A 25,439-nucleotide genomic window follows, 5' to 3' on the forward strand; every position below is an offset into this window, starting at 1 on the left:
AATTACACCTGCTCTTTATCGTGGCGTTTAGCGTCTTCTTTTTTCGCCTCTTCCTGCTTGTCGGAGATGGATTTAGCAGTAAAGTCAGCATCCTGGCTGGTTTTATCCTGCTTGCTCTCATCATCGCTCATCGCTTTCTTGAAGCCTTTGATAGACGCGCCCAGATCGGAGCCGATAGAACCGAGCTTTTTCGTGCCAAACAGCAGCACGACGATGACGGCAATGATCAACAATTGCCAGATACTGATACCACCCATACATGTACCTCAGGGATAGATGATTAATGAGTCAGGTCGCATTATACGTAGGCGACCCGTCGATAGCGACGCAAAATCAGCGCGTTTTTCTCCAGCCGGCGAGCCAGACCACAACACCGCCAGCCATCAGCCAGGCGGGCATCATCTGCCAGTCAGGGCGAGTAATCAGCAACAGCGTACCACTCAGCAGCAGCGTTGCTCCAATGCCAAAGAGATAGCGCGACTGCCCCTGTCGAACACGGCTGGACTGAAGCTCGCGGGCGATTTTATCCATGCTGTGCTGAAGGTTCTTGCTCTGACGCAAACTGTCGTAAATCAGTTCAGGAATATCAGGCATTTTTTCTATCCAGAACGGGCCTTTCTCTTTAATAGAGCGCACCAGCGCCGGAATGCCCACCTGATCCTTAATCCAGGATTCAAGGAAAGGTTTCGCAGTCTTCCATAAGTCTAACTGAGGATAGAGCTGTCGACCTACACCTTCAACGTAAAGTAATGTTTTCTGAAGTAAAACTAACTGTGGCTGCACTTCCATGTTGAAGCGGCGTGCCGTGTTAAACAGGTTCAGCAATACGTGTCCGAAGGAAATTTCTGCCAGCGGCTTTTCAAAAATCGGCTCGCAGACGGTACGGATAGCAAACTCAAATTCTTCGACGTTGGTGTCCGGCGGAACCCAGCCAGAATCAACGTGCAGCTCGGCCACCTTGCGGTAATCACGGTTAAAGAAGGCAATAAAGTTCTCAGCGAGATAGCGCTTATCTTCTTTGTTCAGCGAGCCCACAATACCGCAGTCAATACCGATATATTTCGGGTCTTCCGGGTGCTCATAACTGACGAAGATATTCCCCGGGTGCATGTCCGCGTGGAAAAAGCTGTCGCGGAATACCTGGGTAAAGAAGACCTGTACACCACGCTCGGCCAGCAGCTTCATGTTGGTTCCCTGCTTTTCCAGGGCTGCCACATCCGAGACCGGAATACCGTAAATCCGCTCCATTACCATCATGTTCTGGCTGCAGTAGTCCGAATACACTTCCGGCACATAGAGCATCGGGCTGTTTTCAAAGTTCCGGCGCAGCTGGATGGCATTTGCCGATTCACGCAGCAGGTTTAATTCATCAATCAGCGTTTTTTCATACTCCCGCACAACTTCCATTGGGCGCAGACGGCGTCCGTCGGGGAGCAGGCGCGGAACCCAGCGTGCAAGCCGATAGATAAGCTTCATGTCCGCTCGGATTACCGGCAGGATGTCCGGGCGGATCACTTTGATAACCACCTCTTTGCCGTTCTCTTTCAGACGTGCTGTATGCACCTGGGCGATAGAGGCTGAAGCAAGAGGTTCTATTTCGAAATCGTCAAACCAGGTCTCGACAGGAATATTGCCCATCGCCTCTTCGATCTGTTTTTTCGCTCTCACACCGTCAAACGGTGCAACGCGGTCCTGCAGCAGTGCCAGTTCATCGGCAATCTGAGGCGGGAAAAGATCGCGGCGAGTCGAGAGCATTTGCCCGAACTTAATCCATACCGGGCCCAGTTCCTGGAGCGCCAGGCGAAGACGTTCACCCAGCGGCTGATCTTTATGACGATTAGGCATCCAGAACAACATCCGCCGCCAGATGCGAAGCAGCAGCGTGATACGCATTTTGGGGATAAGCTCGTCGAGCCCGTAACTCAAAAAGGTGTGGATGATAAAATAGAGGCGCCGAATTTCACCAGGCGTCATTTGCCCTCCAGTTTTTCCAGCCGTTTGGTTAAGGCATCCACCGCGCGTTCAACCGCTGCGGTCTCTTCCGCAAACCATGCAACTTCAAGCGCGCCAGGGGCCATACGCCACTCTTCAGTCAGCACTTCCGCCGCATAGCGTTGCTGCCGTTGCAGACTCTTGCGAAGGAAAGCCGTACCGCCATGAATGGCTTTACCGATCCCTTCGGCAGCAATGTCGCCAATGAAAGGCGCAAGCAGCTCTGCCGGGTCAAACTCGGCCAGATCGCTGAGCGCAACGAAATTCTGTACGACCTGAATGTCGCCTTCCACTTCCAGCTCACCACTGCGGATAAGCGCCGTAAGCTGCTGACGGTCACGTAATTTTGGCAGCACGCTCATGTGCGTAATCACGGAGCAGTCGGCTTCACCTTCCCACTCACCCAGAACGTCAAGCTGGCGTTCACTGAAAACCAGCACAAGCGGTGTCGAGAACTCTTTCAGAACAACACGCAGCACCTTGCCGTTAAGCCGCTGACGTGCGACTTTTAGCGCCGGTGCGCGGTAAAGAAAGGCATTCAGGACATTCTCGATGCCTGCGGTGACTAAGGGTTTAAAGGGCACGGGAAACCTCCACTCAGAACTTATAACCACGATGCAGCGCGACGACACCTGCCGTCATGTTGAAATACTCAACGTTCTCGAATTCCGCATCCTGCATCATGGCCTTTAAGGTGTCCTGATCCGGGTGCATACGGATAGATTCCGCCAGGTACCGATAGCTTTCCGCGTCGTTTGCCACCAGCTCACCAATGCGCGGCAGCACATGGAATGAGTATGCGTCGTAAGCTTTGCTTAACGGCTCAAGAATCGGTTTGGAGAATTCGAGCACCAGCAGGCGTCCACCCGGCTTTAACACGCGGTACATGGAGCGCAGCGCTTTTTCTTTATCGGTGACGTTACGCAGGCCGAAGGAGATAGTGATGCAGTCAAAGGTATTATCCGGGAAAGGCAGCGCTTCGGCGTTCGCCTGCACATACTCGACATTACCTACCACGCCGATGTTACGCAGCTTCTCACGTCCCATTTTGAGCATTGAGTCGTTAATATCTGCCAGAACAACGCGACCGGTTTCGCCCACCAGACGGGAGAATTTTGCTGTCAAATCGCCTGTACCGCCGGCTAAATCCAGTACCGTTTGTCCACGACGCACACCGCTACAGTCGATGGTGAAGCGCTTCCACAAGCGATGAATGCCGAACGACATCAAGTCATTCATCACATCGTACTTCGCCGCCACGGAATGAAATACGTGGGCCACCATATCAGCTTTCTGCGCTTTGGCGACAGTCTGAAAGCCAAAGTGCGTCGTGTCTTGTGAATCGTCAACCATCTCAGAGCCTGCTTATCAGTAAAATGTTCGTGAAGTGTAACAGATTGGGCGCGTTTGCCCTACGTTTCAACCTTCGCGAAAGAAACGTGCCGGACGCTCGTCTGACGTTAAATCTGTCGCTAACGTATTGTCTTCACTGTTTGTCTTTTGTTCGCCAGCGCCTTCGCGCAGGCGAAACTCTTCATCCTGGGCGGTGGCCTGCTCAACTAATTCCGGATTAATCTCGCGCTTCACCTCCACACCCAGGGAACGAAACGCTTCGGCCTGCGCCAGTAAGTTGCCACGCCCGGAAGAGAGTTTTTTCATCGCCTGGCGATAGTTATCCTGGGCGCGGTCAAGGCTTTGCCCAACCGAGGACATATCATCCACAAAAAGGCGCATTTTGTCGTAAAGCTTGCTGGCACGATCGGCAATCTGCTGCGCATTGCGGCTCTGATGTTCATAGCGCCACAGGTTGGCAATGGTGCGCAATGCCACCAGCAGCGTGGTGGGGCTCACCAGCATAATGTTATTTTTTAGGGCTTCGGTAATCAGTTCAGGCTGTCTGTCGAGCGCCAGCAAGAACGCGGGTTCAACCGGAATAAACATCAGGACGTAATCCAGCGAGCGCAGGCCGGGTAACTGCTGGTAGTCTTTTCTGCCCAGCAGACGAATGTGGTTACGCACGGAGGCGATGTGCTCCTGCAACGCCGACTCGCGGGTGTAGTCATCTTCCGCATTGAAATAGCGCTCATAAGCCACCAGCGTCATTTTGGCGTCTATCACCACATCTTTGCCCTGCGGCAGCCGCACAATCACATCAGGCTGCATACGCGAGCGGGCATCGTTCTCGATACTCACCTGCGTTTCGTATTCATACCCTTCCCGCAGGCCAGAGGCCTCCAGCACGCGGGTCAGCACCACTTCTCCCCAGTTGCCCTGGGTTTTGTTATCGCCCTTCAGCGCACGGGTCAGGTTGACCGCTTCCTGCGCCATTTGCGCATTCAGCTGCTGAAGATTGCGAATTTCATGCGCCAGCGTGTGCCGCTCGCGAGCCTCCTGGCCAAAGCTGTCCTGTACCTGACGACGAAAGCCGTCCAGCTGTTCACGCAGGGGCGTTAGCAGGCTATTCAGGCTTTGGCGGTTTTGTTCGTCTACGCGGCGGTTGCTGTGTTCAAAAATGCGGTTCGCGAGGTTCTCGAACTGCTCGCTGAGGCGTTGCTCGCTGTTCATCATCTGGCGGATTTTATCTTCCGCATGCAGCTGGGTGGATTCGAGGCGGGTAGTCACTTCGCGGAGATCGGCCTCCAGCGAGGTGTTGATATCGCGAAGATTGCGCAGCTCGTTGTTGAGCAGTTCGCATTCGTCACGCCAGTGTTCGCTCAGCGCAACCTGCTGTTTTGCCGCGCTTAAATCGGCGACTATCTCTTCGCGCTCGGCCAGCTGATCGGCCTTTTGTTGCGCGTGCTGGTAGCTGGAAATCAGCCAGCCTGCCCCCACGCCCACCAGCGCAATCACTGCATAAATCAGGATTGAGATATCCACAATGCCCCCTGCATCAACGTATTACCTGCACAAAATAGAATTGTGCTGTATAAACGTCCAGTTTGAAAGGGTTTTCCTGCGAGGCGCTACGCAAAAAAAAGGCCGAACGGGTCGGCCTTTTTTCGTATAACAAGGGATTAGATCAGGCGACGCGCTGCTTCAACCACGATTTTCACAGCATGACTTTCGGTCTGCTTCATGGTTTCCGCGTTCGGGATCTCCTGCTGGGTACGGTTGACGATAACGCCCGCCACCATACCGGCACGCAGACCCTGGCTTGCGCACATGGTCAGCAAGGTTGCAGATTCCATTTCGTAGTTCATTACGCCCATAGACTGCCACTCTTCCATAGAACCTTTGAAACGGCTTACCACGCGGCCGGAGAAGGTGTCATAACGCTCCTGGCCTGGGTAGAAGGTATCAGATGAGGCGGTCACGCCTACGTGGGTGGTTGCGCCAACGGATTTCGCGGCTTCAACCAGTGCGGTGGTGCATTCGAAATCCGCCACCGCCGGGAATTCCATAGGGGCAAAGTGCAGACTCGCGCCGTCCAGACGCACGGAAGCGGTTGTCACCAGCACGTCGCCAACGTTGATATGCGGCTGAATGGCACCGGTAGTCCCGATACGCAGGAAAGTACGAATGCCCAGCTGCGCCAGCTCTTCAACAGCAATTGAGGTGGACGGGCCACCGATACCGGTAGAACAGACGATCACCGCTTTGCCATCCAGCTCAGCGCGCCAGGTGGTGAATTCACGATGGGCAGCAAGCTTAACCGGCTTATCCATCAGCGCGGCGATCTTTTCCACACGCTCAGGATCGCCCGGGACGATAGCCAGCGTAGCCCCTTGTAAATCGTTTTTAGTGAGGCCGAGATGAAAAACATCAGACTTAGACATAGGTGACTCCTCTGTGGGTCGGTTAGTCAGAAGAAGTAAAAAGGTACTTTACAGAAGCAGTAAGCAGAATTACGTGACACATCTCACCATGAATGAAAATGATTGCAGTAAATTTCCATGAAATAGTGATTCACATCACATTAACAAGTTATATCGTCAGGTGCTGCACAAAAGATAGACCGTTTCAGGCACTGTGAATTGTTAACCTGGTGACTATATTTACCTTTGCGCTAACTCATTGGTACGGAGAATGCCATGACTGAAAAAACCGGTTTTGCACCTGCAGCGGCCCCTCATGCATCAACCATCGTCTCAACACCTGAAGAGGCCATTACGGCAGGTGAGACCTCCATCCCCTCACAGGGGGAGAATATGCCTGCTTACCACGCGCGGCCAAAATCGGCCGACGGCCCGCTGCCCATCGTGATTGTGGTTCAGGAAATTTTCGGCGTTCACGAACATATTCGCGACCTTTGCCGCCGTCTGGCGCTGGAAGGTTATCTGGCCGTTGCGCCAGAGCTCTATTTCCGTCAGGGCGATCCGAACGACTACAGCGATATACCGACGCTGTTCAGCAACCTGGTCAGCAAAGTGCCGGATGCACAGGTACTGGCCGATCTGGACCACGTGGCCAGTTGGGCTGCGCGCAATGGCGGCGACGCACATCGTCTGATGGTGACGGGTTTCTGCTGGGGAGGACGTATCAGCTGGCTGTATGCCGCACATAATCCGCAGCTTAAAGCCGCCGTTGCCTGGTACGGCAAACTGGTGGGGGAGAAAACGCTGAACTCGCCGAAGCATCCCGTTGATATCGCCACCGAGTTAAATGCCCCAGTTTTAGGGCTTTATGGCGGCCAGGACACCGGGATCCCGCTTGATACGGTAGAGACCATGCGCCATGCGCTCCGCGCAGCCAATGCAAAAGCTGAAATCATTGTTTATCCGGATGCCGGCCACGCCTTTAATGCCGACTATCGTCCGAGCTATCACGCAGAATCGGCTAAAGATGGCTGGCAGCGGATGCTGGCATGGTTCAGCCAGTACGGCGGGAAAAAAGCGTAAAACAAAAGCCCGGTTGCGGCTACGCCTTGCCGGGCTTCGGATTTATCAGGCCTGACGCAAATTCTGCGCCGCCCTGACCATATTCGCGAGTGCCGCGCGGGTCTCCGGCCAGCCGCGGGTTTTCAGTCCGCAGTCCGGGTTGACCCACAGGCGCTCAGCCGGGATCCGCTGGGCGGCTTTTTTCAGCAGGTTCTCAATCCACTCCACGCTCGGTACGTTCGGGGAGTGGATGTCGTAGACACCCGGCCCAATTTCGTTTGGATACTCGAACGCTTCGAAGGACTCCAGCAGTTCCATGTCTGAACGCGACGTTTCGATGGTGATCACGTCGGCATCCAGCGCGGCAATCGAATCCATAATGTCGTTAAATTCGCAGTAACACATGTGGGTGTGGATCTGCGTGTCGTCTTTCGCGACCGCGGCGTTGAGGCGGAAAGCCTCCACACCCCACTTCAGATAAGCATCCCAGTCACTGCGACGCAGCGGCAAACCTTCGCGTAGCGCCGGTTCATCAATCTGGATGATGCCGATACCCGCCGCTTCCAGATCGGCCACTTCATCACGCAGCGCGAGCGCAATCTGTTTGGCGATGGTTTCACGGGTCACATCTTCACGCGGGAAGGACCAGCAGAGGATCGTCACCGGGCCGGTCAGCATCCCTTTCACCGGTTTGTCGGTCAGGGACTGGGCGAATTTTGCCCACTCTACGGTGATCGCTTGCGGGCGGCTGACGTCACCAATCACCACCGGTGGCTTCACACAGCGGGAACCATAGCTCTGCACCCAACCGTTCTGCGTAAAGACGAAACCGTCCAGATGTTCGCCGAAGTATTCCACCATGTCGTTACGCTCGGCTTCACCGTGTACCAGCACGTCCAGACCTAAACGTTCCTGCTCAACAATCGCCTGTCTGATGTGCTCAGCGATACCGGTGCGGTAGTGATTCGCATCGAGGTTGCCTTTTTTGAAATCCAGACGCAGGCCGCGGATCTCCGTCGTCTGCGGGAAGGAGCCGATGGTGGTGGTTGGCCACGCTGGCAGGTTGAAGCGGGCACGCTGGGCTTCGGCACGCACCTCATAGGGGCTCTGACGCTGGCTGTCCTGCGCGGTAATGGCCGCCAGACGTTTTTCGACCGCCGGGTTGTGGACGCGTGCCGAATGACGACGCGCCTGAATGGGGGCGCTCCAGTCGGTAATGGCCGTGGTGTCACCGCTATTTAACGCATCACGCAGCAGCGCCAGCTCTTCACATTTTTGCAGCGCAAAGGCAAACCAGCTCTTCACCTCGGGATCAAGGCGGGTTTCCACACTCAGATCGATTGGGCTGTGCAGCAGAGAGCAGGAGGAGGCCACCCACAGCTCACGTTTGCCGACGATATCTTTAATCTGTGCATATTTCTCGCTCAGATCGGCGCGCCAGACGTTACGGCCATTCACCAGTCCGGCCGAAAGCAACCACTCTTCAGGCAGACGTTTGTGCAGTTCGGCCACGTCATCTTTGCCGTGGACCAGGTCAACATGAAGACCCTGCACCGGCAGCGCAGTAATGGTACTCAGGTTCGGCGTCACGCCTTCAAAATAGGTGGTCAGCAATAGCTTCACCTGACCAGTAAGGGCATCGTAAGCGGGTTTAAACGCTTTCAGCCACGCCTGCGGCAGCTCCAACACCAGCGCAGGCTCATCGATTTGCACCCACTGAATTCCGCGTTTACCCAGTTCAATCAGCACCTGTTTGTAGACCGGCAGAATATCGTTCAGCAGGCTGAGACGGTCAAACTGCTCGCCTTTCACTTTACCCAGCCACAAATACGTTACCGGCCCCAGCAGTACCGGTTTCACCTGGTGGCCCAGCGCCAGCGCTTCATCGACTTCGTCGAGCAACTGGGTCCAGCTCAGTTTGAACTGCTGGCCTTTCACAAATTCCGGCACCATATAGTGATAGTTGGTGTTGAACCACTTGGTCATTTCCGCCGCTGCCGCAGGCTCTCCCGTTGGCGCACGACCACGGCCAATGCGGAACAGGGTGTCGATATCTACCGATCCATCTTTGTTCTGATGACGAGCCGGCACGTTGCCAAGCAGCAGGCTGGTGGTCAGAACATGGTCGTACCAGGCGAAATCGCCCACGGGCAGCAGGTCAATGCCCGCCTGCTTTTGCTGTTCCCAGTGGCGCGCACGCAGTTCGCGGCCCACTGCCAGCAATTCTTCACGGCCAGAGGTACCTGCCCAGTAACTTTCCTGCGCTTTTTTCAGCTCGCGGCGAAGGCCAACGCGAGGGAAACCGAGAGTGTGATTGCGAATTGTCATGGTGTGTCCCCTGTGAATTTTTCGTATTTAGCCATCCAGATGTTTACACATCCATAATTGGCAGTTACTGTATATTCCTCAAGCGCAAAATGTTCATGGCGAAGTGAAGGACTTTCATGATCGAGATTAAACACCTGAAAACGCTACAAGCGTTGCGAAATTGCGGTTCTCTCGCGGCGGCGGCAGCCACGCTGCACCAGACCCAGTCCGCCCTTTCTCACCAGTTCAGCGATCTGGAACAACGCCTCGGCTTTCGTCTTTTTGTGCGTAAGAGCCAGCCGCTACGCTTTACGCCTCAGGGCGAGATCCTGCTGCAGCTGGCTAATCAGGTGCTGCCGCAAATAGCCAGCGCGCTGCAGTCCTGTAACGAGCCGCAGCAAACCAGACTGCGTATCGCCATTGAGTGTCACAGCTGTATTCAATGGCTGACACCCGCGCTTGAGAACTTCCGCCAGAGGTGGCCGCAGGTGGAGATGGATTTCAAATCCGGCGTGACGTTCGACCCGCAGCCGTCGCTCCAGCAGGGCGAACTGGATCTGGTGATGACCTCAGACATTCTGCCCCGCAGCGGCCTGCACTATTCGCCAATGTTTGATTATGAGGTACGTCTGGTGCTGGCTCCGGATCATCCGCTGGCCAGTAAAACGCGTATCACCCCGGAAGATTTAGCCAGTGAAACGCTGCTGATTTACCCGGTACAGCGCAGTCGGCTGGATATCTGGCGTCATTTCCTGCAGCCGGCCGGCATTAGCCCGCAGCTCAAAAGCGTGGATAACACCCTGCTGTTGATTCAGATGGTTGCCGCCAGAATGGGCATCGCGGCGCTGCCACACTGGGTTGTGGAGAGTTTTGAACGCCAGGGTCTGGTTGTCACTAAAACCCTGGGTGAGGGACTATGGAGCCGGCTGTACGCCGCCGTGCGCGATGGCGAGCAGCGTCAGCCGATTACGGAAGCGTTTATTCGCTCTGCGCGGAACCACGCGTGCGACCATCTTCCGTTTGTGCGGAGCGCGGAGCGACCCAACGGCGATGGACCCACAGCGAAGCCAGAATCACTGCTCCCCCAATAAGGAAGCTCGGCCAGTGAGGCTGCTGCTGCCAGATGGCAAGGTTCACCAGCAGCCCTGCAGGCACATGCACGTTGTTCATGATCCCCAGCGTACCGGCGTCTACCTGCGTAGCGCCGTAGTTCCACATGAAGTACCCCAGCCCCGATGCCACCACGCCCAGCCAGACCAGAACGCCCCACTGCAGGGTTGTCGTCGGGAGCTTTTGCGGGTTGCCGAGCATAAACCATGCCGCCACCGCGACGATAGCTGCCCCCATATAGAACCAGGCGAACGCGTTATGCTGTGGCATCGGGCGGGTTTCCATCAGGCGCTTGTACCCGACCATACCGATGGCAAAGCTGAGGTTCGCCAGCTGCACGAACATCAGCCCGGTCCAGAAGTGGTCGCTCACTTTGTCGTAGCGAATAATCGCCGCCCCGATCACCGCCAGCGCCGCGCTCAACAGATATCCCCAGCGCAAACGACGTTTGCTGAGCAAATCGTAAATCAGCGTGATATAGAGCGGCGTAAGCACGGTGAAAAGCAGAAATTCAGAGACAGAAAGGTAGACGTAAGCCCGGAAGCTGAACAGGTACATGATGCCGAGCTGCATCGCCCCCACCAGCATGTACAGCAAAATGGTCTTCAGCGATTGCCCGCGTGTACGCAGGAAGGGCAGGAATACCAGCGCCGCCAGCCCCACGCGCATCAGCACCGAGAAGTAGCTGTCGACGTGCCCGGCGAGGTACTCGCCAATCAGGCTAAAAGAGAAGGCCCACAGGATAGTGGTAATAATGAGTAGCGCCACAATGCTTGTCTCTCAGAAAGAAGGACAGGCATTGTAGCGAACTCTTTAGTTGACAACTGAGCAATAAACAATCAAATGAAGATTATTCAAGGAACAGTTTGCGCAGATATTTTGGTACCGCGTTGTCAGCGTTAGACCCAATCACTTCCAGTTCCGGGTGCAGGTCTTTCAGACGCTGGTGTGCATTCTGCATAATGCAGCCTTTGCCCGCCATAGAGAGCATCTCGGCGTCGTTCATGCCATCACCGAAGGCGATACAGTCTTTCAGTTCGAAGCCAAGACGTTTCGCCACGGCTTCCAGCGCGTGCCCTTTGGAAACTCCCCCGGCCATAACTTCCAGACAGGTCAGGGTCGAGAAACTCACGTTGACGCGGTCACCCCAACGCGCATTAATCGCCTGTTCCAGCGGCAGCAACGCTTCGTGGCTTTCGCAGGTAAAGAACACCTTGCTGATCCCTTCCGGCTCCAGCAGGCCTGGCTCGTACAGGGAATAGTTAAATACCGCTTCCTTGAAGAAACGCATTTCATCCGGGCGATGGCGATTCATGAACCAGTCGTCATCGCGATAAACGTTAGTGATAATGTCCGGGTTGTTATGCACTACGCCGAACAGATCGGCGGCAATGTCGCGATCCAGGTTATGCGTAAAGATCAGGTTGCCATCGGTATCGTGCACGCGCGCACCGTTGGAGGTGATCATGTACGATTTGATCTCAAGATTATCGCGGATCTGCCCCACGTCCACGTGGTGGCGGCCGGTGGCAAACACGAAGTTCACTCCGCGGGCGGTCAGAAGCTTTAAGGTCTCTTTCGCGTAAGGCGATAGGGTATGGTCGGGCGAAAGCAGCGTGCCATCTAAATCAGATGCAACAACCTGGTACATAGGGATTTCAACCTCTGGTGGTAAAACAACAATCAATTATGCCTGTCGAAAAATTCAACAATGGCGTTTAGCGCGACTGAGCGCATAGCGTCCTTTTCAAAAAGGATCTCATGGTACGCGCCGTTGATGACCAGCGGTTTACCCCCTTCGCAAGGGTGACCGGCCGCAGCGCGGAGTTCACAAAAGCGGTCATGCATGCGGTTATCCACCACACGCTCTTCTTCAGCCTGAATCAGAAGTGTCGGCGTATCATCTTTACCAACACCAGCAAGCACCTGTTCACCGGCAAGGATCCCTTCCCGCACCCAGTGATATGTCGGGCCACCGACGCGCAGGCGCGGTTCATCGGCATAAAAACGCAGGTTACGGCGATAACGCTGCCGGCTATGGGTCAATACGTTGAGGGCAAACGGCAGCGCGCGCCAGCGCCCTGTCCCGATGGCATACCCTTCACGAATGCGCTGATGGCCCTCAGCCCAGTCGAGAATATGGCGCACCATCCAGTCCGGAAAACGCATGACGATGCCATACATCGGCGCGGTAAGCGCAATGGCATCACACTGGTGGTCATAGCGCTGTAAAAACAGCGTCGAAATCGCCCCACCCATGGAGTGCGCCAGAATATAGCGCTTACGCCATGGGCCCGGCTGAACTTCCTGCTGCCAGAAGGCGGCAAGATCGTCGACATAATCGCTGAAGTTATCCACATGACCGCGATGCGTGTCCGACAATAAGCGGCCAGAAAGCCCCTGCCCGCGATGGTCGATAATCAACACATCGAAGCCCAGATGGAACAGGTCATAGGCCAGTTCAGCGTATTTGATGTAGCTCTCGATACGTCCCGGACAGACCACGATCACCCGATCGTTTTTCTCATCATGGAAACGCACAAAGCGTACCGGAACATCGCCAACACCCGTAAACTCATCTTCCTCACGCTGACGCCAGAAATCGGTCAGCGGCCCCATAGAGAAAGCAGCAAATGCGTTTTCTCGTGTTTCCCAGTCCTTTTTCTGCTGAAACATCGGGTTTCCACCCCCGTAAGCCAAGGAATATCGTTTTTTCGTCACCGGTCACAAAATGACGTAACAATAGCGTATTGTGGCATAAAAACAGACAATTCGGGAGTTTCAAATGACCTTCGAGTGGTGGTTCGCTTATCTGCTGACATCCATCATCCTTAGCCTTTCCCCAGGTTCAGGCGCCATTAACACCATGACCACCTCCATCAACCACGGCTATCGCGGTGCCGCGGCGTCCATTGCCGGTTTGCAGACCGGTCTGGGCATTCATATCGTGCTGGTGGGCATTGGTCTGGGTACGCTGTTCTCCCGCTCGGTACTGGCCTTTGACGTGCTGAAATGGGCCGGTGCCGCGTACCTGATTTGGCTCGGTATTCAGCAGTGGCGTGCGGCAGGCTCAATTGATCTTAATACGCTCGCCCAGACGCAAACACGCGGACGCCTGTTTAAACGCGCGGTGTTTGTGAACCTGACCAACCCGAAAAGTATTGTTTTCCTCGCCGCGCTGTTCCCGCAGTTTATCGTCCCGCATCAGCCACAGGTTATGCAGTACGTGGTGCTGGGTGCGACCACCATTGTTGTCGATATCATCGTGATGATTGGTTACGCGACGCTGGCGCAGCGGATTGCGGTGTGGATTAAAGGGCCTAAGCAGATGAAGGCCCTGAACAAAATCTTTGGTTCGCTGTTTATGCTGGTAGGCGCGCTGCTTGCGTCAGCGCGTCATGCTTAGCGAGAAATAATGAGATGAATGCCAAAGCCGGCGAACAACGCGCCGGCGAAGCCATCAATCCACTTCGCAATACGCTGGTAACCGCGGCGCATCGCCGGTAAGGCAAACAGGCTGGCAACCACGGTAAACCACGCAAAAGTTTCCACCACGATCAGCAGGAAGATGCCCCAACGCGCACCCGCACCCACGTTGTCACCCACAAACAGGGAGAACACGGAGCCGAAATAGATAATCGCTTTTGGGTTCGCCAGGTTGGTGAGCAGCCCTTTAATAAAACTCCGGCCGCCCGTTGCCAGCTCAACTTTCGGCTCTTCCGGCTTTTTCTCTTCTTTCTTCAACGCCCCGCGCAGCATCTGGTAGCCCATCCAGCAAAGGTAAAGCCCCCCGCCAACCATGATGATGTTGTGCAACCAGGCCATCTTCGCCAGAATCAGGTTCAGACCAAGCAGCGCCACGGCCGCCCAGACCATAACGCCCATGGTGATACCCAGCACCCCCATCATCGCTTCTTTGCGGGAGCGGCTGACGGCGGTTTGTGACACGAAGAAAAAGTCAGGGCCCGGGCTCATGAGCGCAACGATGTGCACTAACGCCACGGTAAGAAATAGCATTAACATAATTAACTCGCAGGGAAATAATTAAGTGAGTCACCATCCTGACATTTTTTAGGCTGGCTGACTACTCCTCATCGTCACCGTCGACATGAGCGCGGATAAGCGCCATAAACTCTTTGCCAAAGCGCTCCAGCTTGCGCGTACCAACACCGTTGACGCTGAGCATTTCGCTGGCGCTGAGCGGCGTCTGCTCTGCCATCTCGATAAGCGTCGCATCGTTGAAGACCACGTAGGGCGGAATGTTCTCTTCATCAGCAATGGCTTTACGCAGCTTGCGCAGTTTGGCAAACAGCTTGCGGTCGTAATTGCCGCCGTACGATTTTTGCATCACCCGCGGCTTCAGGGCGACAACGCGCGGAACCGCGAGCTTCAGTTCGATATCCCCGCGCAGCACCGGACGTGCCGCTTCGGTAAGCTGAAGCGCGGAATGTTGGGCAATGTTTTGCGTGGCAAAGCCCAGGTGAATCAACTGACGGATGATGCTCACCCAGTGCTCGTGGCTCTGGTCTTTGCCGATACCGTAGACGGGCAGCTTATCGTGTCCCATGTCGCGGATACGCTGGTTATTCGCCCCACGCAACACTTCCACCACGTAGCCCATGCCGAAGCGCTGGTTCACACGATAGATGGTCGAGAGCGCTTTGCGCGCATCCATCAGGCCATCGTATTGCTTTGGTGGGTCAAGACAGATATCGCAGTTGCCGCACGGCTCCTGACGCCCCTCGCCAAAGTAGTTGAGCAGCACCAGACGGCGGCAGGTTTGCGCTTCGGCAAACGCGCCCATCGCGTTGAGCTTGTGGCGTTCGATATCCTGCAGTTGGCCCTGCGGTTTCTCTTCCAGACAACGGCGCAGCCACGCCATGTCGGCCGGATCGTAAAACAGCATGGCTTCTGCAGGCAGCCCATCACGCCCGGCGCGGCCAGTTTCCTGGTAGTACGATTCGATATTGCGCGGAATGTCGAAGTGTACGACGAAGCGCACGTTCGGCTTGTTGATCCCCATTCCGAACGCCACCGTCGCCACCACAATCTGCAGGTCATCGCGCTGGAATTTCTCCTGCACATCGGCGCGAACCGCGTTTTCCAGCCCGGCATGGTAGGCGGCGGCGCTAAAACCACGGTTCTGCAGGCGCGCGGCCGTGTCTTCCACCTTCGCGCGGCTGTTGCAGTAGATGATGCCAGACTTCCCGCGCTGCTCCTGCACGTAGCGCAGAAGCTGATCCAGCGGCTTGAATTTTTCCATCAGCATGTAGCGGATGTTCGGGCGGTCGAAGCTGCTGACCTGAATCAGCGGATCGTTCAGCCCCAGCAGCCGGACGATATCCTGACGCGTGGTGTCATCTGCCGTCGCGGTGAGCGCCATAAACGGCAGTTCGGGAAAACGCTGACGGAGCTGGCCGAGCGCCGCATATTCCGGGCGGAAATCATGTCCCCACTGGGAGATACAGTGGGCTTCATCCACCGCCAGCAGGACCGGATTCCAGTGCGACAGATGATCGAGGAAGTTATCCAGCATCAGACGTTCCGGCGCGATATACAGCAGGCGAACCTGCCCGGTACGGCAACCGGCCATGACCTCTTGCTGCTGCTCGCGGGTCTGACTGGAGTTAAGACAGGCCGCCGCCACGCCGTTGGCAAGGAGCTGATCGACCTGATCTTTCATCAGGGAAATAAGAGGCGATACCACGACCGTCAGGCCGTTGAGCACCAGCGCGGGCACCTGATAGCAGAGGGATTTACCGCCGCCGGTAGGCATGACCACCAGACAATCGCGGCCTTCCAGCACGGTTTCAATGATGGTTTCCTGGCCAGGGCGGAACTGCTGGTAGCCAAAGGTTTCATGCAAAACCTGTTTAGCCAGCGATTCCTGATTCAATACTTCCGCCTGCGCCACGTTAACCCCATTTGCCAGAAATAAAACAGGCGCTATTTTCAGCGCCTGAGAGAGAAACTTCAACGTTTAACGAAAAAACATTCGAGCTGCCTAGAAAATATCGTTCAGCATCACGCCCACACCTACACGGGTCTGGTTGAAGTTGTAATCGATAAGCGACTCGCCGTAACCGCTGTAAACCTGAGTATAGAGGCGAACGTGCTTGCTCACCGGATAACTGAGGCCCAGTTCCGCGCCACCGTAACCGGTGTTCCAGTTGTACTGGCCTTTGGCGCTCAGCACCGCGTCACCCAACTGATAGCCGATTTTGAGCTGATAGTAACCCATATATTTGGTGATATCCGGATTGTCGTCGGTATCGCCCACCACAAACCACGGCTTCACTTCCGCCATCCAGTTGCCGTTTTGCGCCATCAGTCGCGTATAGGCACGGTTCCAGCTGCGCGAGGTAGGGTCGGAGCGTCCGTTTGAATCGTGGTTAAAGCCCACCTCAATGTCACGCAGCGTCCAGCCCGCGAATTCATAATCGGTCGCAAAACCGAGGAACAGCTGCGGCTCATAGTTGGTTTCACGGAACGGTGAAGATTCGCCACTGTTGGAAAGCTGCCACCAGGATTTCTGCGTGTAAGAGGCGCCGAGCACCGAATTCGGTCCCAGAATGCCGCGCCAGAACGGGAACGCGAGACTTAACTGGAACTTCACTTCGTCTTTACGCGCATTATCGGACCAGTTATAGGAGCTTATCGCCTCTTTGTTGAGATCGCTGGTCTGCGTGTATATCACGTAGTTGGTGTCATACGGATACAGCGTGAACGGATTATCATGTTCCTGAAGAAGGTTCGCGATAATGCTGCCCTGCACGGCAGGTTGATCGTGAACTTCTTTAATCGTCGCTTCCTGGGCATATGCTGTGAGGGGCAGCGCAACCGCCGCCAGTAACCAGGCCAGATACGTCCGCATCGGTGGTGTTCTCCTGCAAAGAGTTAATTAGTTGAATTGTTATGTGGCGGATATTCTACATACTTCTGCGACAACTGCTGCATCCTCGTTTCTGAAAGTGGAATTCCTTATTGCTGAAGCATAAAATCAACATTTTATTAACAATAAGGATGTGATGCCTCATGTCAGCCATGCTTACCGCCGAAGAAGCGTTAAAACTCGTGGGCGAGATTTTTGTTTACCATATGCCGTTTAACCGTGCACTGGGTCTGGAACTCGAGCGCTACGAAAAAGCGTTTGCCCAGCTCAGCTTCAACAACCAGCCGATGATGGTAGGCAACTGGGCGCAGAGTATTTTGCACGGCGGGGTGATTGCCTCAGCGCTGGATGTGGCGGCGGGCCTGGTCTGTGTGGGCAGTACGCTGACGCGCCATGACACCATCAATGAAGACGAGTTGCGCCAGCGTTTGTCGCGTATGGGCACCATCGATTTACGCGTCGATTACCTGCGTCCCGGGCGCGGAAACCGTTTTACCGCCACCAGCAGCCTGCTGCGCGCCGGGAATAAGGTCGCCGTCGCACGCGTTGAATTGCATAACGAAGAGCAGGTCTATATCGCCAGCGCAACTGCCACTTATATGGTGGGTTGAAACCCTAAAATCGGGTAAAATTAATTCACTTTTTTGTAACGGATTATCCCGATGGATGCTAAACAAACGCGGCAGGGCGTACTACTCGCCCTTGCCGCTTATTTTATTTGGGGTATCGCACCGGCGTACTTCAAGTTTATCGCTTACGTACCCGCTGACGAGATCCTCACACACCGTGTGATTTGGTCGTTTTTCTTTATGATCGCGCTGATGAGCGTTAGCCGTCAGTGGTCTGGCGTCAAAACGCTGCTGAAAACGCCGAAAAAGGTGTTCCTGCTGGCCCTCTCAGCCGTGCTGATAGGCGGCAACTGGCTGCTCTTTATCTGGGCAGTCAATAACCATCACATGCTCGAAGCAAGCCTGGGCTATTTTATTAATCCCCTGGTCAACATTGTTCTGGGCATGATTTTCCTGGGCGAGCGTTTCCGTCGCATGCAGTGGCTGGCGGTCATCCTCGCTTTTTGCGGCGTGCTGGTTCAACTGTGGACCTTCGGTTCGCTGCCCGTGATCGCTCTGGGCCTGGCGTTCAGCTTTGCGTTTTACGGGCTGGTCCGGAAGAAAATAGCCGTTGAAGCGCAGACCGGGATGCTGTTTGAAACCCTGTGGCTATTGCCGGTCGCGGCGATATACCTGTTTGGTATTGCCGACAGCGCAACCAGCCATATGGGCAGTAACCCGTTGTCGTTGAATCTGATGCTGATGGCGGCCGGTGTGGTAACCACCATTCCTCTGCTGTGCTTCACCGGTGCCGCAACGCGCCTGCGTCTCTCCACGCTGGGCTTCTTTCAGTACATCGGTCCGACGCTGATGTTCCTGCTGGCAGTGGTGTTTTACGGCGAAGTACCGGGTGCAGATAAGATGGTGACGTTTGCCTTTATCTGGGTGGCGCTGGCGATTTTTGTTGCAGACGCCCTTTATACCCAGCGCAGAACGCGCAAAGGATTGTAAGCGGTAATGAGGCGGGCAGGCACAATGCCACCCGCCTGATGTTTACAGCCAGTTACGGCGCTTGAAGTAGAGGTACGGCGCCAGCCCGGCGAGGATCATAAAGATAATCGCGCCAGGGTAGCCAAAGCTCCACTTAAGCTCCGGCATAAACTCAAAGTTCATCCCGTAGCTCGAGGCCACCAGCGTTGGTGGCAGGAAGACCACCGAGACCACCGAGAAGATCTTGATGATGCGGTTCTGCTCGATATTGATAAAGCCCATCGCCGCCTGCATCAGGAAGTTGACCTTCTGGAACAACGATTCATTGTGCGGCAGCAGGGATTCGATATCGCGCAGGATCTCACGCGCCTGCTCCAGCTGACCGCCCGGCAGACGCGCCTTACGCACCAGGAAGTTCAGCGCGCGCTGGGTATCCATCAGACACAAACGCACCTTCCAGCCGATATCTTCCAGCTCTGCCAGCGTCGAGAGCGCTTCGTCGTATTCATCGCCCTGATGCCCTTCCATAATGACGCGGCTCAGCTTTTCCAGGTCGCTGTAGATGTTTTCAATTTCATCCGCCAGCTGTTCGATTTTGGTTTCAAACAGGTCCAGCAGCAGTTCGTAGGCATTGCCGTCGACCATCGCCTGGCTACGGGCGCGCATGCGGTAGAGACGAAACGCGGGCAGCTCACGCTCGCGCAGGGTAAACAGGCGACCGTCACGAATGGTAAACGCCACGGTGGAGTTACCCGCGTGATCGTCGGCGTCTTCAAAGAAGAAGAAGGAGTGAATATGCAGACCGTCTTCATCTTCAAAAAAACGAGCAGATGCTTCGATGTCTTCCAGTTCCGGGCGGGTTGCCAGGCTTTGCCCCAGCTCAGATTGTACGCGAAGGCGCTCATCGTCGTCCGGCTCGACCAGATCCACCCATACGGCATCAATGAGGGGCTGTGACTCTTCGGCTTCAAGCCGAGTCAGTCGGTTATTTTCGAGTTGAAATGCGCTCAACATGACCGGGACTCCCAATGCAAAAAATATCGGACAGTTCGGTGGGCACACAGAAACAAATTGGGTTTCAGACCATTAAACAGCCTGACTCAGCGCGACGGGAATAATGCAGGTCGCTGACAACCACTAAGGCCATCAGCAAGAGGAGATAGCCTTAGGAGTTGTTCCTGGATGACAGGGAATTGAGCCAGTATCTACTGGGTGTGTCCAAGGCGAATGTCCTCTTAGCGTAATCGTGCGCGCATGTTACGCCAGCAGTAATAGTGGCGTCAACACGCAACGGAACGCTGAAGGGCATTAATTGACCTTCAACGTATAAGGCTAGCAGATTATTACAAAATAATGATATTTTTCTGAAAGTTACACAGTTTCCAGCCTGGCGTAGGCTGCCACCAGCCATTTGATACCTTGCCCCTGGAACGCCACCTGCAGGCGGCTGTGCTCGCCGCTACCTTCCAGATTGACGATGGTGCCTTCACCAAACTTAGCATGACGCACGCGCTGACCCAGCTTGTAGCCGGTGTCCGTTTCAGCAATCGGCGAGCCCATACGCTGATGGCTGACCGGGCGGCTGATACTGGCGCGCAGGCGTACCTCTTCCACGCACTCTTCCGGCAGTTCGCCGATAAAACGCGACGGACGGTGATACACCTCTTTACCGTACAGGCGTCGGGTTTCGGCATAGGTCAGCGTCAGCTTTTGCATCGCGCGCGTCACGCCAACATAGGCCAGACGACGCTCCTCCTCCAGACGTCCACCTTCATCCAGCGACATCTGGCTCGGGAACATCCCCTCTTCCATCCCGACGATAAACACCTGCGGGAACTCCAGACCTTTGGCGGAGTGCAGGGTCATAAGTTGAACCGCATCCTGCCAGGTGTCTGCCTGCCCTTCGCCCGCTTCCAGTGCCGCGTGGGAGAGGAACGCCTGCAGCGGCATCAAATCTTCGTCTTCTTCGTTGTAGCTGAACTGGCGCGTTGCCGTCACCAGTTCCTCTAAGTTCTCAATACGGGTCTGGCCCTTTTCGCCTTTCTCCTGCTCATACATGGTGCGCAGGCCGGAGTCTTTAATCACCCGGTCGGTCTGTACGTGCAGAGGCATATCGGCCGTTTCCTGTGCCAGGGCATCAATCAGCTCCAGGAAGCGCTGTAAGGCGCTGGCTGCACGTCCGGCGAGCGCTTTCTCCTGCAACAGCTCGCGGCACGCCTGCCAGAGTGTCAGTTGGCGATCGCGGGAGGCCTGACGCACCACGTCCAACGTACGGTCACCGATGCCGCGGGTTGGGGTGTTCACCACGCGCTCAAACGCCGCATCGTCATTACGGTTTGCGATCAGACGCAGATACGAGAGCGCGTCTTTGATCTCCTGACGTTCGAAGAAGCGCATGCCGCCGTAAATACGGTACGGCATACTCACCTGCAGCAACGCCTCTTCCAGCACACGCGACTGGGCGTTGCTGCGATAGAGAATGGCACACTGCTCCAGCGCGCCGCCGTTGTCCTGCCAGGTTTTAATACGGTTCACCACAAAGCGCGCTTCATCAAGTTCGTTGAATGCGCAGTAGATAGAGATCGGTTCACCGTCAACGCCATCGGTCCACAGCTTTTTACCGAGACGCCCGTTGTTGTTCTCAATCAGGGCGTTGGCGGCGCTCAGAATGTTGCTGGTCGAACGGTAGTTCTGCTCCAGACGGATGGTCTGAGCACCGGGGAAATCATTGAGGAAGCGCTGAATGTTTTCCACCTGCGCCCCACGCCAGCCATAGATGGACTGATCGTCATCACCAACGATCATCACCTTGCCGGTATCACCGGCCAGCAGGCGGATCCATGCATACTGGATGTTGTTGGTATCCTGGAATTCGTCCACCAGAATATTGGTGAAGCGTTCACGATAGTGCTGCAGGATATGCGGTTTGTTGAGCCACAGCTCGTGCGCACGCAGCAGCAGCTCAGCAAAGTCCACCAGACCTGCGCGATCGCACGCCTCCTGGTAGGCTTTATAAACGTTCTGCCAGGTTTGCTCGACCGGGTTGCCGAAGCTCTGAATATGGTGCGGACGCAGCCCTTCGTCTTTCTGGCCGTTGATGTACCACATTGCCTGACGCGGCGGCCATTGCTTCTCGTCGAGATTCATCGCCTTGATAAGACGCTTCAGCAGACGCAGCTGATCTTCGCTGTCGAGGATCTGGAAATCCTGCGGCAGGTTAGCGTCCATATGGTGCGCCCGCAGCAGGCGATGCGCCAGACCGTGGAAAGTACCCACCCACATGCCGCCCTGGCTGGTGCCCATCAGCTGTGCGATACGGTGGCGCATCTCTGCCGCCGCCTTGTTGGTAAACGTCACCGCCATAATGGAGTACGGCGAGCAGTTTTCCACGCTCTGCAGCCACGCAATACGGTGTACCAGCACGCGCGTCTTACCACTGCCCGCCCCAGCCAGCACCAGCATGTTGGTGCGCGAAGCGGCAACCGCGTCACGCTGTTTGTCATTAAGGCTGTCGAGCAGGTAAGAAACGTCCATTGGCACCGTCACGTAATGTCAGGCAGGCGAATGTGATTCCTTCGCCAAAACCCTGTTAATTTATACAGAACAATTGATGATTATATCAGCGTCGTGAGGGATGCCAACCGTGAAATTTCCACGTGCGGCAGAAGACGGCTGTCCGGCGTTGTCATCAGGTCAGCGTTTTCCGGCTTGATCCAGCAGGCCTGCATGCCGCAGCGGATCGCCCCGGCCACGTCCGTGGTCAGGTCATCACCCACATGCAACATTTCGCCGAGCGGCAGGTTCAGTTTTTCCGCCGCCAGGTGATACATATCGTTAAACGGTTTCGAGCGCCCGTGCGGGCCCGCGCGCAGCACAAACTCAAAATAATCGCCAAGACCAAACAGCTCAGGCTGGGCATTGCCATTGGTAATCGCCACCAGCGGCCACTTCTCTGCCAGCACGGCCAGCGTATCGTGGGTCTCCTGTGGCACATCAATACGGCTCCGCCATTTGGCGAAGTTTTCCATGGACGCTTCAGCCCCTATCGCCGCATCACGCGCGCTCATGCCAACATTCAGCATCGCCTGTTCAACCGCACGTCGACGCCATTCGGTCACGTCATGGTAAATGTCCGGCTCGGTCTCCCGCAGGGACTGACGCAGCTTCTGGAAGTCCTTGTTCTGCATCGTCTTCAGCGCCGGGTGATAGTTCTGCACAAACGCCAGCGACTCCTGCTCGGTACGCAGGATCACCTGGCGGTTATCATAAAGGGTGTCATCAAGGTCAAAGGTAAGGGCTGATATCTGACCCAGTGGGCGGTAAAAACGCATTATTTCCCCCGTTTGGCGCGTGGATGCGCCGCGTCATACACCGAGGCAAGGTGCTGGAAGTCTAAGTGGGTATAAATCTGGGTGGTGGACAAATTCGCGTGGCCGAGCAGTTCCTGCACGCCGCGCAGATCGCCGCTTGATTCAAGCATGTGGGTCGCAAAAGAGTGGCGAAGCTTGTGCGGGTGAACATGGCTGTTCAGCCCCTGCTTAATGCCCCACTCCGCAAAACGCTTCTGCACATTACGCGCCGAGATCCGCTTGCCGAGTTTCGACAGGAACAGCGCATCTTCTTCCGCGCCAAACAGCCCGCGCAGGTCAAGCCAGTGCTCAATCCAGGCGACAGCGTTGCGACCAATCGGCAAGCGGCGCTCTTTGCTGCCCTTGCCCATCACCCACACTTCGCCGGTGTCCAGATCGAGATGTTTTATATCGAGATTGACCAGTTCAGACAGACGCAGTCCGGCACCGTACATCACCTCCAGCATCGCGCGGTCACGCACCGCCAGCGGATCGTTAAGATCGATATCCAGCAGGCGATTGACATCATCGACGTCGATATTTTTAGGCAGATGACGCGGTGCTTTTGGCGTGGCAATGCCTTTCGCCGGGTTGGCTTTAAGGCTGCCCTGGCTCACCAGCCAGTCGAAGAAACTGCGCAGGGCAGAGAGCCTGAGCGCCAGACTCGCCGGGCCTAACCCTTTCCTGCGGCTACGCACGACGACGCCACGAACCGTCGCAGCGTCACATTGTTGCCAGCTTTTCAGGCCGATTTCATCGGCAATCTGCATGATGGCATCAAGCTGACGCTGATAGTTCAGCAGGGTAATGGGGCTAAGCTGACGTTCAACCCCCAGGTAGCGCAGAAAGCGCGCGACGTCAGTGGCAAGAAGTCCGTCCGTCATACGCGCTCAATCCAGCGCTCCAGCAGCTCAGGCAGCATCAGGGCGATCTCCTGCAACAGGTGCGTACCTTGCCCCTGCTCATAGTGATGCGCGTCGCGACTGGTAAATAACATCACGCCTAAGTCGCCATCGCGCCCCATCAATGACATGGCCACCGAGCCAATCGCTTTGGCTTCTGGCAATACCACCAGCAATTCTGGTCCGTTCAGCGGCCCCAGATAGTGATGTTGATGACCCAGGCGCTGAATACGTAGCGGCTCAAACGCCTGACGGCTCAGTGCCAGATGGGTGAAACCAGACGGTGCACCAATGCGCCAGCGGTCGGGGAAGAGACGAAGGGTTGCGCCTGCAAGCCCCAGTTCTCGCGCCCAGCGGTGGAAACGGCTGAGAAACTCGTCAAGGCTGTGGGCCGAGGCCAGACGCGCCTGCAGATGCAGCAGTCGATAGAACAGGCTTTCGTTATTGTTCGCCTGTTCCATGAGCAGCGTCATGTTCTCTTCAAGCTGATTGATGTGGTTGCGCGCGCGAGCCATATGCCATTCGACCAGCGACACGGTCCCGCGCACCGGATGCGGCACGCGCATCTGTTCGACAAGTCGTGCATTGCGAATAAAAAACGCGGGATTGTTCAGCAGATAATCAACAACAGCACTGTCGTCCAGTTCCGTCACCGTTTCCTGCAGTTCTTCCCCTGGTTGCTTCATAGATGGATAAACCCGTCATAGACATGTACCGCCGGGCCAGTCATAAACAGCGGATGACCCGGTCCTTTCCAGGCGATATCAAGACGACCGCCTGGTAACTCCACGCGAACCTCTTCTGCCAGTAACCCCTGAGCGATGCCGACGGCCACTGCCGCGCAGGCACCGCTTCCGCAGGCCTGGGTTTCGCCCGCGCCGCGTTCATACACCCGCAGACGGATGTGTTCACGCTTCACCACCTGCATAAAACCAATGTTCGCGCGTTCCGGGAAGCGTTCATGGCTTTCCAGCACCGGGCCGAGGGTTTCAACGGCGGCGGTCTCCACATCATCAACCTGAATCACGCAGTGCGGGTTTCCCATCGAGACGACGCCACACAATACTGTCTGCTCGGCCGCACGCATAATATAGGTCTTTTCCGCTTTGTTTGCGCGAAACGGCACGGCGGAAGGTTCAAAGTTCGGCTCGCCCATATTCACGCGAACCAGATCGTCATCGGTGACGCTGAGCACCATGCGACCATTCGCGGTACTGACGCGGATATCGCGCTTGTTCGTCAGCCCTTTCAGGCGGACAAAGCGGGCAAAACAGCGCGCACCGTTGCCGCACTGGGAGACTTCACTGCCGTCAGCGTTAAAAATACGGTAGTGGAAATCGAGGTCAGGATCGTACGGCGGCTCAACCACCAGCAGCTGATCGAACCCCACGCCCAGATGCCGATCCGCCAGGCGGCGGATCAGTTCCGGGGAGAAAAAGACATTCTGCGTTACCGCGTCGACGACCATAAAATCGTTGCCAAGGCCATGCATCTTAGAGAACTGCATCATTCGCTCCATTGCGCGGGTACAG

At 55.8% G+C, this 25,439-nt stretch carries 25 protein-coding genes; 5 read left to right on the plus strand and 20 right to left on the minus strand.

Translation table 11 applies throughout. The features are described 5' to 3' along the window. Positions 1-2: 2 nt before the first annotated feature. The 6 genes from tatA to udp all read right to left on the minus strand — a co-directional run bounded on the left by tatA (position 3) and on the right by udp (position 5,768). The gene (gene tatA, locus ACN9MQ_RS21735) at positions 3-257 is read right to left on the minus strand and encodes a Sec-independent protein translocase subunit TatA (RefSeq protein ID WP_020882874.1); all 255 of its coding nucleotides are present in this window, start codon (positions 255-257) and stop codon (positions 3-5) included. A 76-nt stretch (positions 258-333) separates the two neighbouring features. Next, positions 334-1,974, minus strand: a complete 1,641-nt coding sequence (gene ubiB / locus ACN9MQ_RS21740) for a ubiquinone biosynthesis regulatory protein kinase UbiB (RefSeq protein ID WP_073397796.1) — start codon at positions 1,972-1,974, stop codon at positions 334-336. Beyond that, entirely contained in the window at positions 1,971-2,576 is a 606-nt protein-coding gene (gene ubiJ, locus ACN9MQ_RS21745) for a ubiquinone biosynthesis protein UbiJ (RefSeq protein WP_073397798.1), read from the minus strand. The genes ubiB and ubiJ overlap by 4 nt, the downstream gene beginning before the upstream one ends. Before the next feature lie 13 nt (positions 2,577-2,589). Continuing rightward, positions 2,590-3,345 carry a bifunctional demethylmenaquinone methyltransferase/2-methoxy-6-polyprenyl-1,4-benzoquinol methylase UbiE gene (gene ubiE / locus ACN9MQ_RS21750; protein WP_014172115.1) on the minus strand — a complete coding sequence of 252 codons (756 nt, stop codon included), beginning with the start codon at positions 3,343-3,345 and terminating at the stop codon, positions 2,590-2,592. 66 nt (positions 3,346-3,411) lie between these two features. Further along, positions 3,412-4,869 carry a DNA recombination protein RmuC gene (gene rmuC, locus ACN9MQ_RS21755; RefSeq protein WP_014172116.1) on the minus strand — a complete coding sequence of 486 codons (1,458 nt, stop codon included), beginning with the start codon at positions 4,867-4,869 and terminating at the stop codon, positions 3,412-3,414. Positions 4,870-5,006: 137 nt separating this feature from the next. Then, positions 5,007-5,768 carry a uridine phosphorylase gene (gene udp / locus ACN9MQ_RS21760; protein ID WP_003860792.1) on the minus strand — a complete coding sequence of 254 codons (762 nt, stop codon included), beginning with the start codon at positions 5,766-5,768 and terminating at the stop codon, positions 5,007-5,009. 255 nt (positions 5,769-6,023) lie between these two features. Between udp and ACN9MQ_RS21765 the strand changes: the two genes are divergently transcribed. Beyond that, positions 6,024-6,830 (plus strand): dienelactone hydrolase family protein, encoded by an 807-nt coding sequence (locus ACN9MQ_RS21765; RefSeq protein WP_014172118.1) that lies wholly within the window; start codon positions 6,024-6,026, stop codon positions 6,828-6,830. 45 nt (positions 6,831-6,875) lie between these two features. Here the strand turns inward: ACN9MQ_RS21765 and metE are convergent, their stop codons facing one another. Beyond that, a complete protein-coding gene (metE, locus tag ACN9MQ_RS21770; protein WP_426021628.1) occupies positions 6,876-9,137 on the minus strand; it encodes a 5-methyltetrahydropteroyltriglutamate--homocysteine S-methyltransferase in 2,262 nt (753 codons plus the stop codon). A 116-nt stretch (positions 9,138-9,253) separates the two neighbouring features. Here metE and metR point away from each other — a divergent pair, with 116 nt between their 5' ends. Next, positions 9,254-10,207, plus strand: a complete 954-nt coding sequence (metR, locus tag ACN9MQ_RS21775) for an HTH-type transcriptional regulator MetR (RefSeq protein ID WP_014172120.1) — start codon at positions 9,254-9,256, stop codon at positions 10,205-10,207. Here the strand turns inward: metR and ACN9MQ_RS21780 are convergent. The 3 genes from ACN9MQ_RS21780 to pldB form a co-directional block, all read right to left on the minus strand. Next, complete coding sequence (locus ACN9MQ_RS21780) at positions 10,095-10,994, minus strand: carboxylate/amino acid/amine transporter (RefSeq protein WP_014172122.1); 900 nt, start codon at positions 10,992-10,994, stop codon at positions 10,095-10,097. The two genes, metR and ACN9MQ_RS21780, sit on opposite strands and share 113 nt — an antisense overlap. Before the next feature lie 82 nt (positions 10,995-11,076). After that, entirely contained in the window at positions 11,077-11,877 is an 801-nt protein-coding gene (gene yigL, locus ACN9MQ_RS21785) for a sugar/pyridoxal phosphate phosphatase YigL (protein ID WP_020882878.1), read from the minus strand. A gap of 32 nt (positions 11,878-11,909) precedes the next feature. Beyond that, the gene (gene pldB / locus ACN9MQ_RS21790; protein WP_020882879.1) at positions 11,910-12,902 is read right to left on the minus strand and encodes a lysophospholipase L2; all 993 of its coding nucleotides are present in this window, start codon (positions 12,900-12,902) and stop codon (positions 11,910-11,912) included. A 109-nt stretch (positions 12,903-13,011) separates the two neighbouring features. Here pldB and rhtB point away from each other — a divergent pair, with 109 nt between their 5' ends. Further along, entirely contained in the window at positions 13,012-13,632 is a 621-nt protein-coding gene (gene rhtB / locus ACN9MQ_RS21795; RefSeq protein ID WP_014172125.1) for a homoserine/homoserine lactone efflux protein, read from the plus strand. Here rhtB and rhtC read toward each other — a convergent pair. From rhtC to pldA, 3 genes are all read right to left on the minus strand, one after another. Beyond that, on the minus strand, positions 13,629-14,249 hold the full coding sequence (gene rhtC / locus ACN9MQ_RS21800) for a threonine export protein RhtC (protein WP_014172126.1): 621 nt from the start codon (positions 14,247-14,249) through the stop codon (positions 13,629-13,631). The genes rhtB and rhtC overlap by 4 nt on opposite strands. A 61-nt stretch (positions 14,250-14,310) precedes the next feature. Beyond that, positions 14,311-16,140, minus strand: a complete 1,830-nt coding sequence (gene recQ / locus ACN9MQ_RS21805; RefSeq protein ID WP_025202782.1) for an ATP-dependent DNA helicase RecQ — start codon at positions 16,138-16,140, stop codon at positions 14,311-14,313. 90 nt (positions 16,141-16,230) lie between these two features. After that, on the minus strand, positions 16,231-17,100 hold the full coding sequence (pldA, locus tag ACN9MQ_RS21810) for a phospholipase A (RefSeq protein ID WP_020882880.1): 870 nt from the start codon (positions 17,098-17,100) through the stop codon (positions 16,231-16,233). A 161-nt stretch (positions 17,101-17,261) separates the two neighbouring features. Between pldA and yigI the strand changes: the two genes are divergently transcribed. Both yigI and rarD read left to right on the plus strand, forming a co-directional pair. Next, positions 17,262-17,729: an acyl-CoA thioesterase YigI gene (yigI, locus tag ACN9MQ_RS21815; protein ID WP_014172129.1), complete on the plus strand. Its 468-nt coding sequence runs from the start codon at positions 17,262-17,264 to the stop codon at positions 17,727-17,729. A 51-nt stretch (positions 17,730-17,780) separates the two neighbouring features. Then, positions 17,781-18,677 carry an EamA family transporter RarD gene (rarD, locus tag ACN9MQ_RS21820; RefSeq protein ID WP_014172130.1) on the plus strand — a complete coding sequence of 299 codons (897 nt, stop codon included), beginning with the start codon at positions 17,781-17,783 and terminating at the stop codon, positions 18,675-18,677. A gap of 42 nt (positions 18,678-18,719) precedes the next feature. On the opposite strand, the gene corA is transcribed toward rarD, so the two are convergent. The 7 genes from corA to dapF all read right to left on the minus strand — a co-directional run bounded on the left by corA (position 18,720) and on the right by dapF (position 25,414). Further along, positions 18,720-19,670: a magnesium/cobalt transporter CorA gene (corA, locus tag ACN9MQ_RS21825; RefSeq protein WP_020882881.1), complete on the minus strand. Its 951-nt coding sequence runs from the start codon at positions 19,668-19,670 to the stop codon at positions 18,720-18,722. Positions 19,671-19,821: 151 nt separating this feature from the next. After that, on the minus strand, positions 19,822-19,878 hold the full coding sequence (gene ysgD, locus ACN9MQ_RS21830; protein ID WP_212743980.1) for a YsgD/CorL family protein: 57 nt from the start codon (positions 19,876-19,878) through the stop codon (positions 19,822-19,824). Positions 19,879-20,027: 149 nt separating this feature from the next. Next, the gene (gene uvrD, locus ACN9MQ_RS21835; protein ID WP_020882882.1) at positions 20,028-22,190 is read right to left on the minus strand and encodes a DNA helicase II; all 2,163 of its coding nucleotides are present in this window, start codon (positions 22,188-22,190) and stop codon (positions 20,028-20,030) included. An 80-nt stretch (positions 22,191-22,270) separates the two neighbouring features. Then, entirely contained in the window at positions 22,271-22,987 is a 717-nt protein-coding gene (gene yigB / locus ACN9MQ_RS21840; protein WP_426021629.1) for a 5-amino-6-(5-phospho-D-ribitylamino)uracil phosphatase YigB, read from the minus strand. Next, a complete protein-coding gene (xerC, locus tag ACN9MQ_RS21845) occupies positions 22,987-23,889 on the minus strand; it encodes a tyrosine recombinase XerC (RefSeq protein ID WP_014172134.1) in 903 nt (300 codons plus the stop codon). The genes yigB and xerC overlap by 1 nt, the downstream gene beginning before the upstream one ends. Next, positions 23,886-24,593: a DUF484 domain-containing protein gene (locus tag ACN9MQ_RS21850; RefSeq protein ID WP_014172135.1), complete on the minus strand. Its 708-nt coding sequence runs from the start codon at positions 24,591-24,593 to the stop codon at positions 23,886-23,888. The genes xerC and ACN9MQ_RS21850 overlap by 4 nt, the downstream gene beginning before the upstream one ends. Further along, a complete protein-coding gene (dapF, locus tag ACN9MQ_RS21855; RefSeq protein WP_020882883.1) occupies positions 24,590-25,414 on the minus strand; it encodes a diaminopimelate epimerase in 825 nt (274 codons plus the stop codon). The genes ACN9MQ_RS21850 and dapF overlap by 4 nt, the downstream gene beginning before the upstream one ends. Between the last annotated feature and the right edge of the window lie 25 nt (positions 25,415-25,439).

It is taken from the genome of Enterobacter sp. R-25 (assembly GCF_049913205.1).
Classification (GTDB): Bacteria; Pseudomonadota; Gammaproteobacteria; order Enterobacterales; family Enterobacteriaceae; genus Enterobacter; species Enterobacter ludwigii.

Bases quoted from the DNA above. Each gene is read 5' to 3' on its own strand.
- yigB (WP_426021629.1), bottom strand. From the start codon at position 22,987: ATGCGTTTTTACCGCCCACTGGGTCAGATATCAGCCCTTACCTTTGAC.
- ACN9MQ_RS21850 (WP_014172135.1), bottom strand. From the start codon at position 24,593: ATGAAGCAACCAGGGGAAGAACTGCAGGAAACGGTGACGGAACTGGAC.
- xerC (WP_014172134.1), bottom strand. From the start codon at position 23,889: ATGACGGACGGACTTCTTGCCACTGACGTCGCGCGCTTTCTGCGCTAC.
- pldB (WP_020882879.1), bottom strand. From the start codon at position 12,902: ATGTTTCAGCAGAAAAAGGACTGGGAAACACGAGAAAACGCATTTGCT.
- corA (WP_020882881.1), bottom strand. From the start codon at position 19,670: ATGTTGAGCGCATTTCAACTCGAAAATAACCGACTGACTCGGCTTGAA.
- metE (WP_426021628.1), bottom strand. From the start codon at position 9,137: ATGACAATTCGCAATCACACTCTCGGTTTCCCTCGCGTTGGCCTTCGC.
- udp (WP_003860792.1), bottom strand. From the start codon at position 5,768: ATGTCTAAGTCTGATGTTTTTCATCTCGGCCTCACTAAAAACGATTTA.
- dapF (WP_020882883.1), bottom strand. From the start codon at position 25,414: ATGCAGTTCTCTAAGATGCATGGCCTTGGCAACGATTTTATGGTCGTC.
- tatA (WP_020882874.1), bottom strand. From the start codon at position 257: ATGGGTGGTATCAGTATCTGGCAATTGTTGATCATTGCCGTCATCGTC.
- pldA (WP_020882880.1), bottom strand. From the start codon at position 17,100: ATGCGGACGTATCTGGCCTGGTTACTGGCGGCGGTTGCGCTGCCCCTC.
- uvrD (WP_020882882.1), bottom strand. From the start codon at position 22,190: ATGGACGTTTCTTACCTGCTCGACAGCCTTAATGACAAACAGCGTGAC.
- ubiE (WP_014172115.1), bottom strand. From the start codon at position 3,345: ATGGTTGACGATTCACAAGACACGACGCACTTTGGCTTTCAGACTGTC.
- rhtC (WP_014172126.1), bottom strand. From the start codon at position 14,249: ATGTTAATGCTATTTCTTACCGTGGCGTTAGTGCACATCGTTGCGCTC.
- rhtB (WP_014172125.1), top strand. From the start codon at position 13,012: ATGACCTTCGAGTGGTGGTTCGCTTATCTGCTGACATCCATCATCCTT.
- yigI (WP_014172129.1), top strand. From the start codon at position 17,262: ATGTCAGCCATGCTTACCGCCGAAGAAGCGTTAAAACTCGTGGGCGAG.
- ACN9MQ_RS21765 (WP_014172118.1), top strand. From the start codon at position 6,024: ATGACTGAAAAAACCGGTTTTGCACCTGCAGCGGCCCCTCATGCATCA.
- yigL (WP_020882878.1), bottom strand. From the start codon at position 11,877: ATGTACCAGGTTGTTGCATCTGATTTAGATGGCACGCTGCTTTCGCCC.
- rarD (WP_014172130.1), top strand. From the start codon at position 17,781: ATGGATGCTAAACAAACGCGGCAGGGCGTACTACTCGCCCTTGCCGCT.
- ubiB (WP_073397796.1), bottom strand. From the start codon at position 1,974: ATGACGCCTGGTGAAATTCGGCGCCTCTATTTTATCATCCACACCTTT.
- metR (WP_014172120.1), top strand. From the start codon at position 9,254: ATGATCGAGATTAAACACCTGAAAACGCTACAAGCGTTGCGAAATTGC.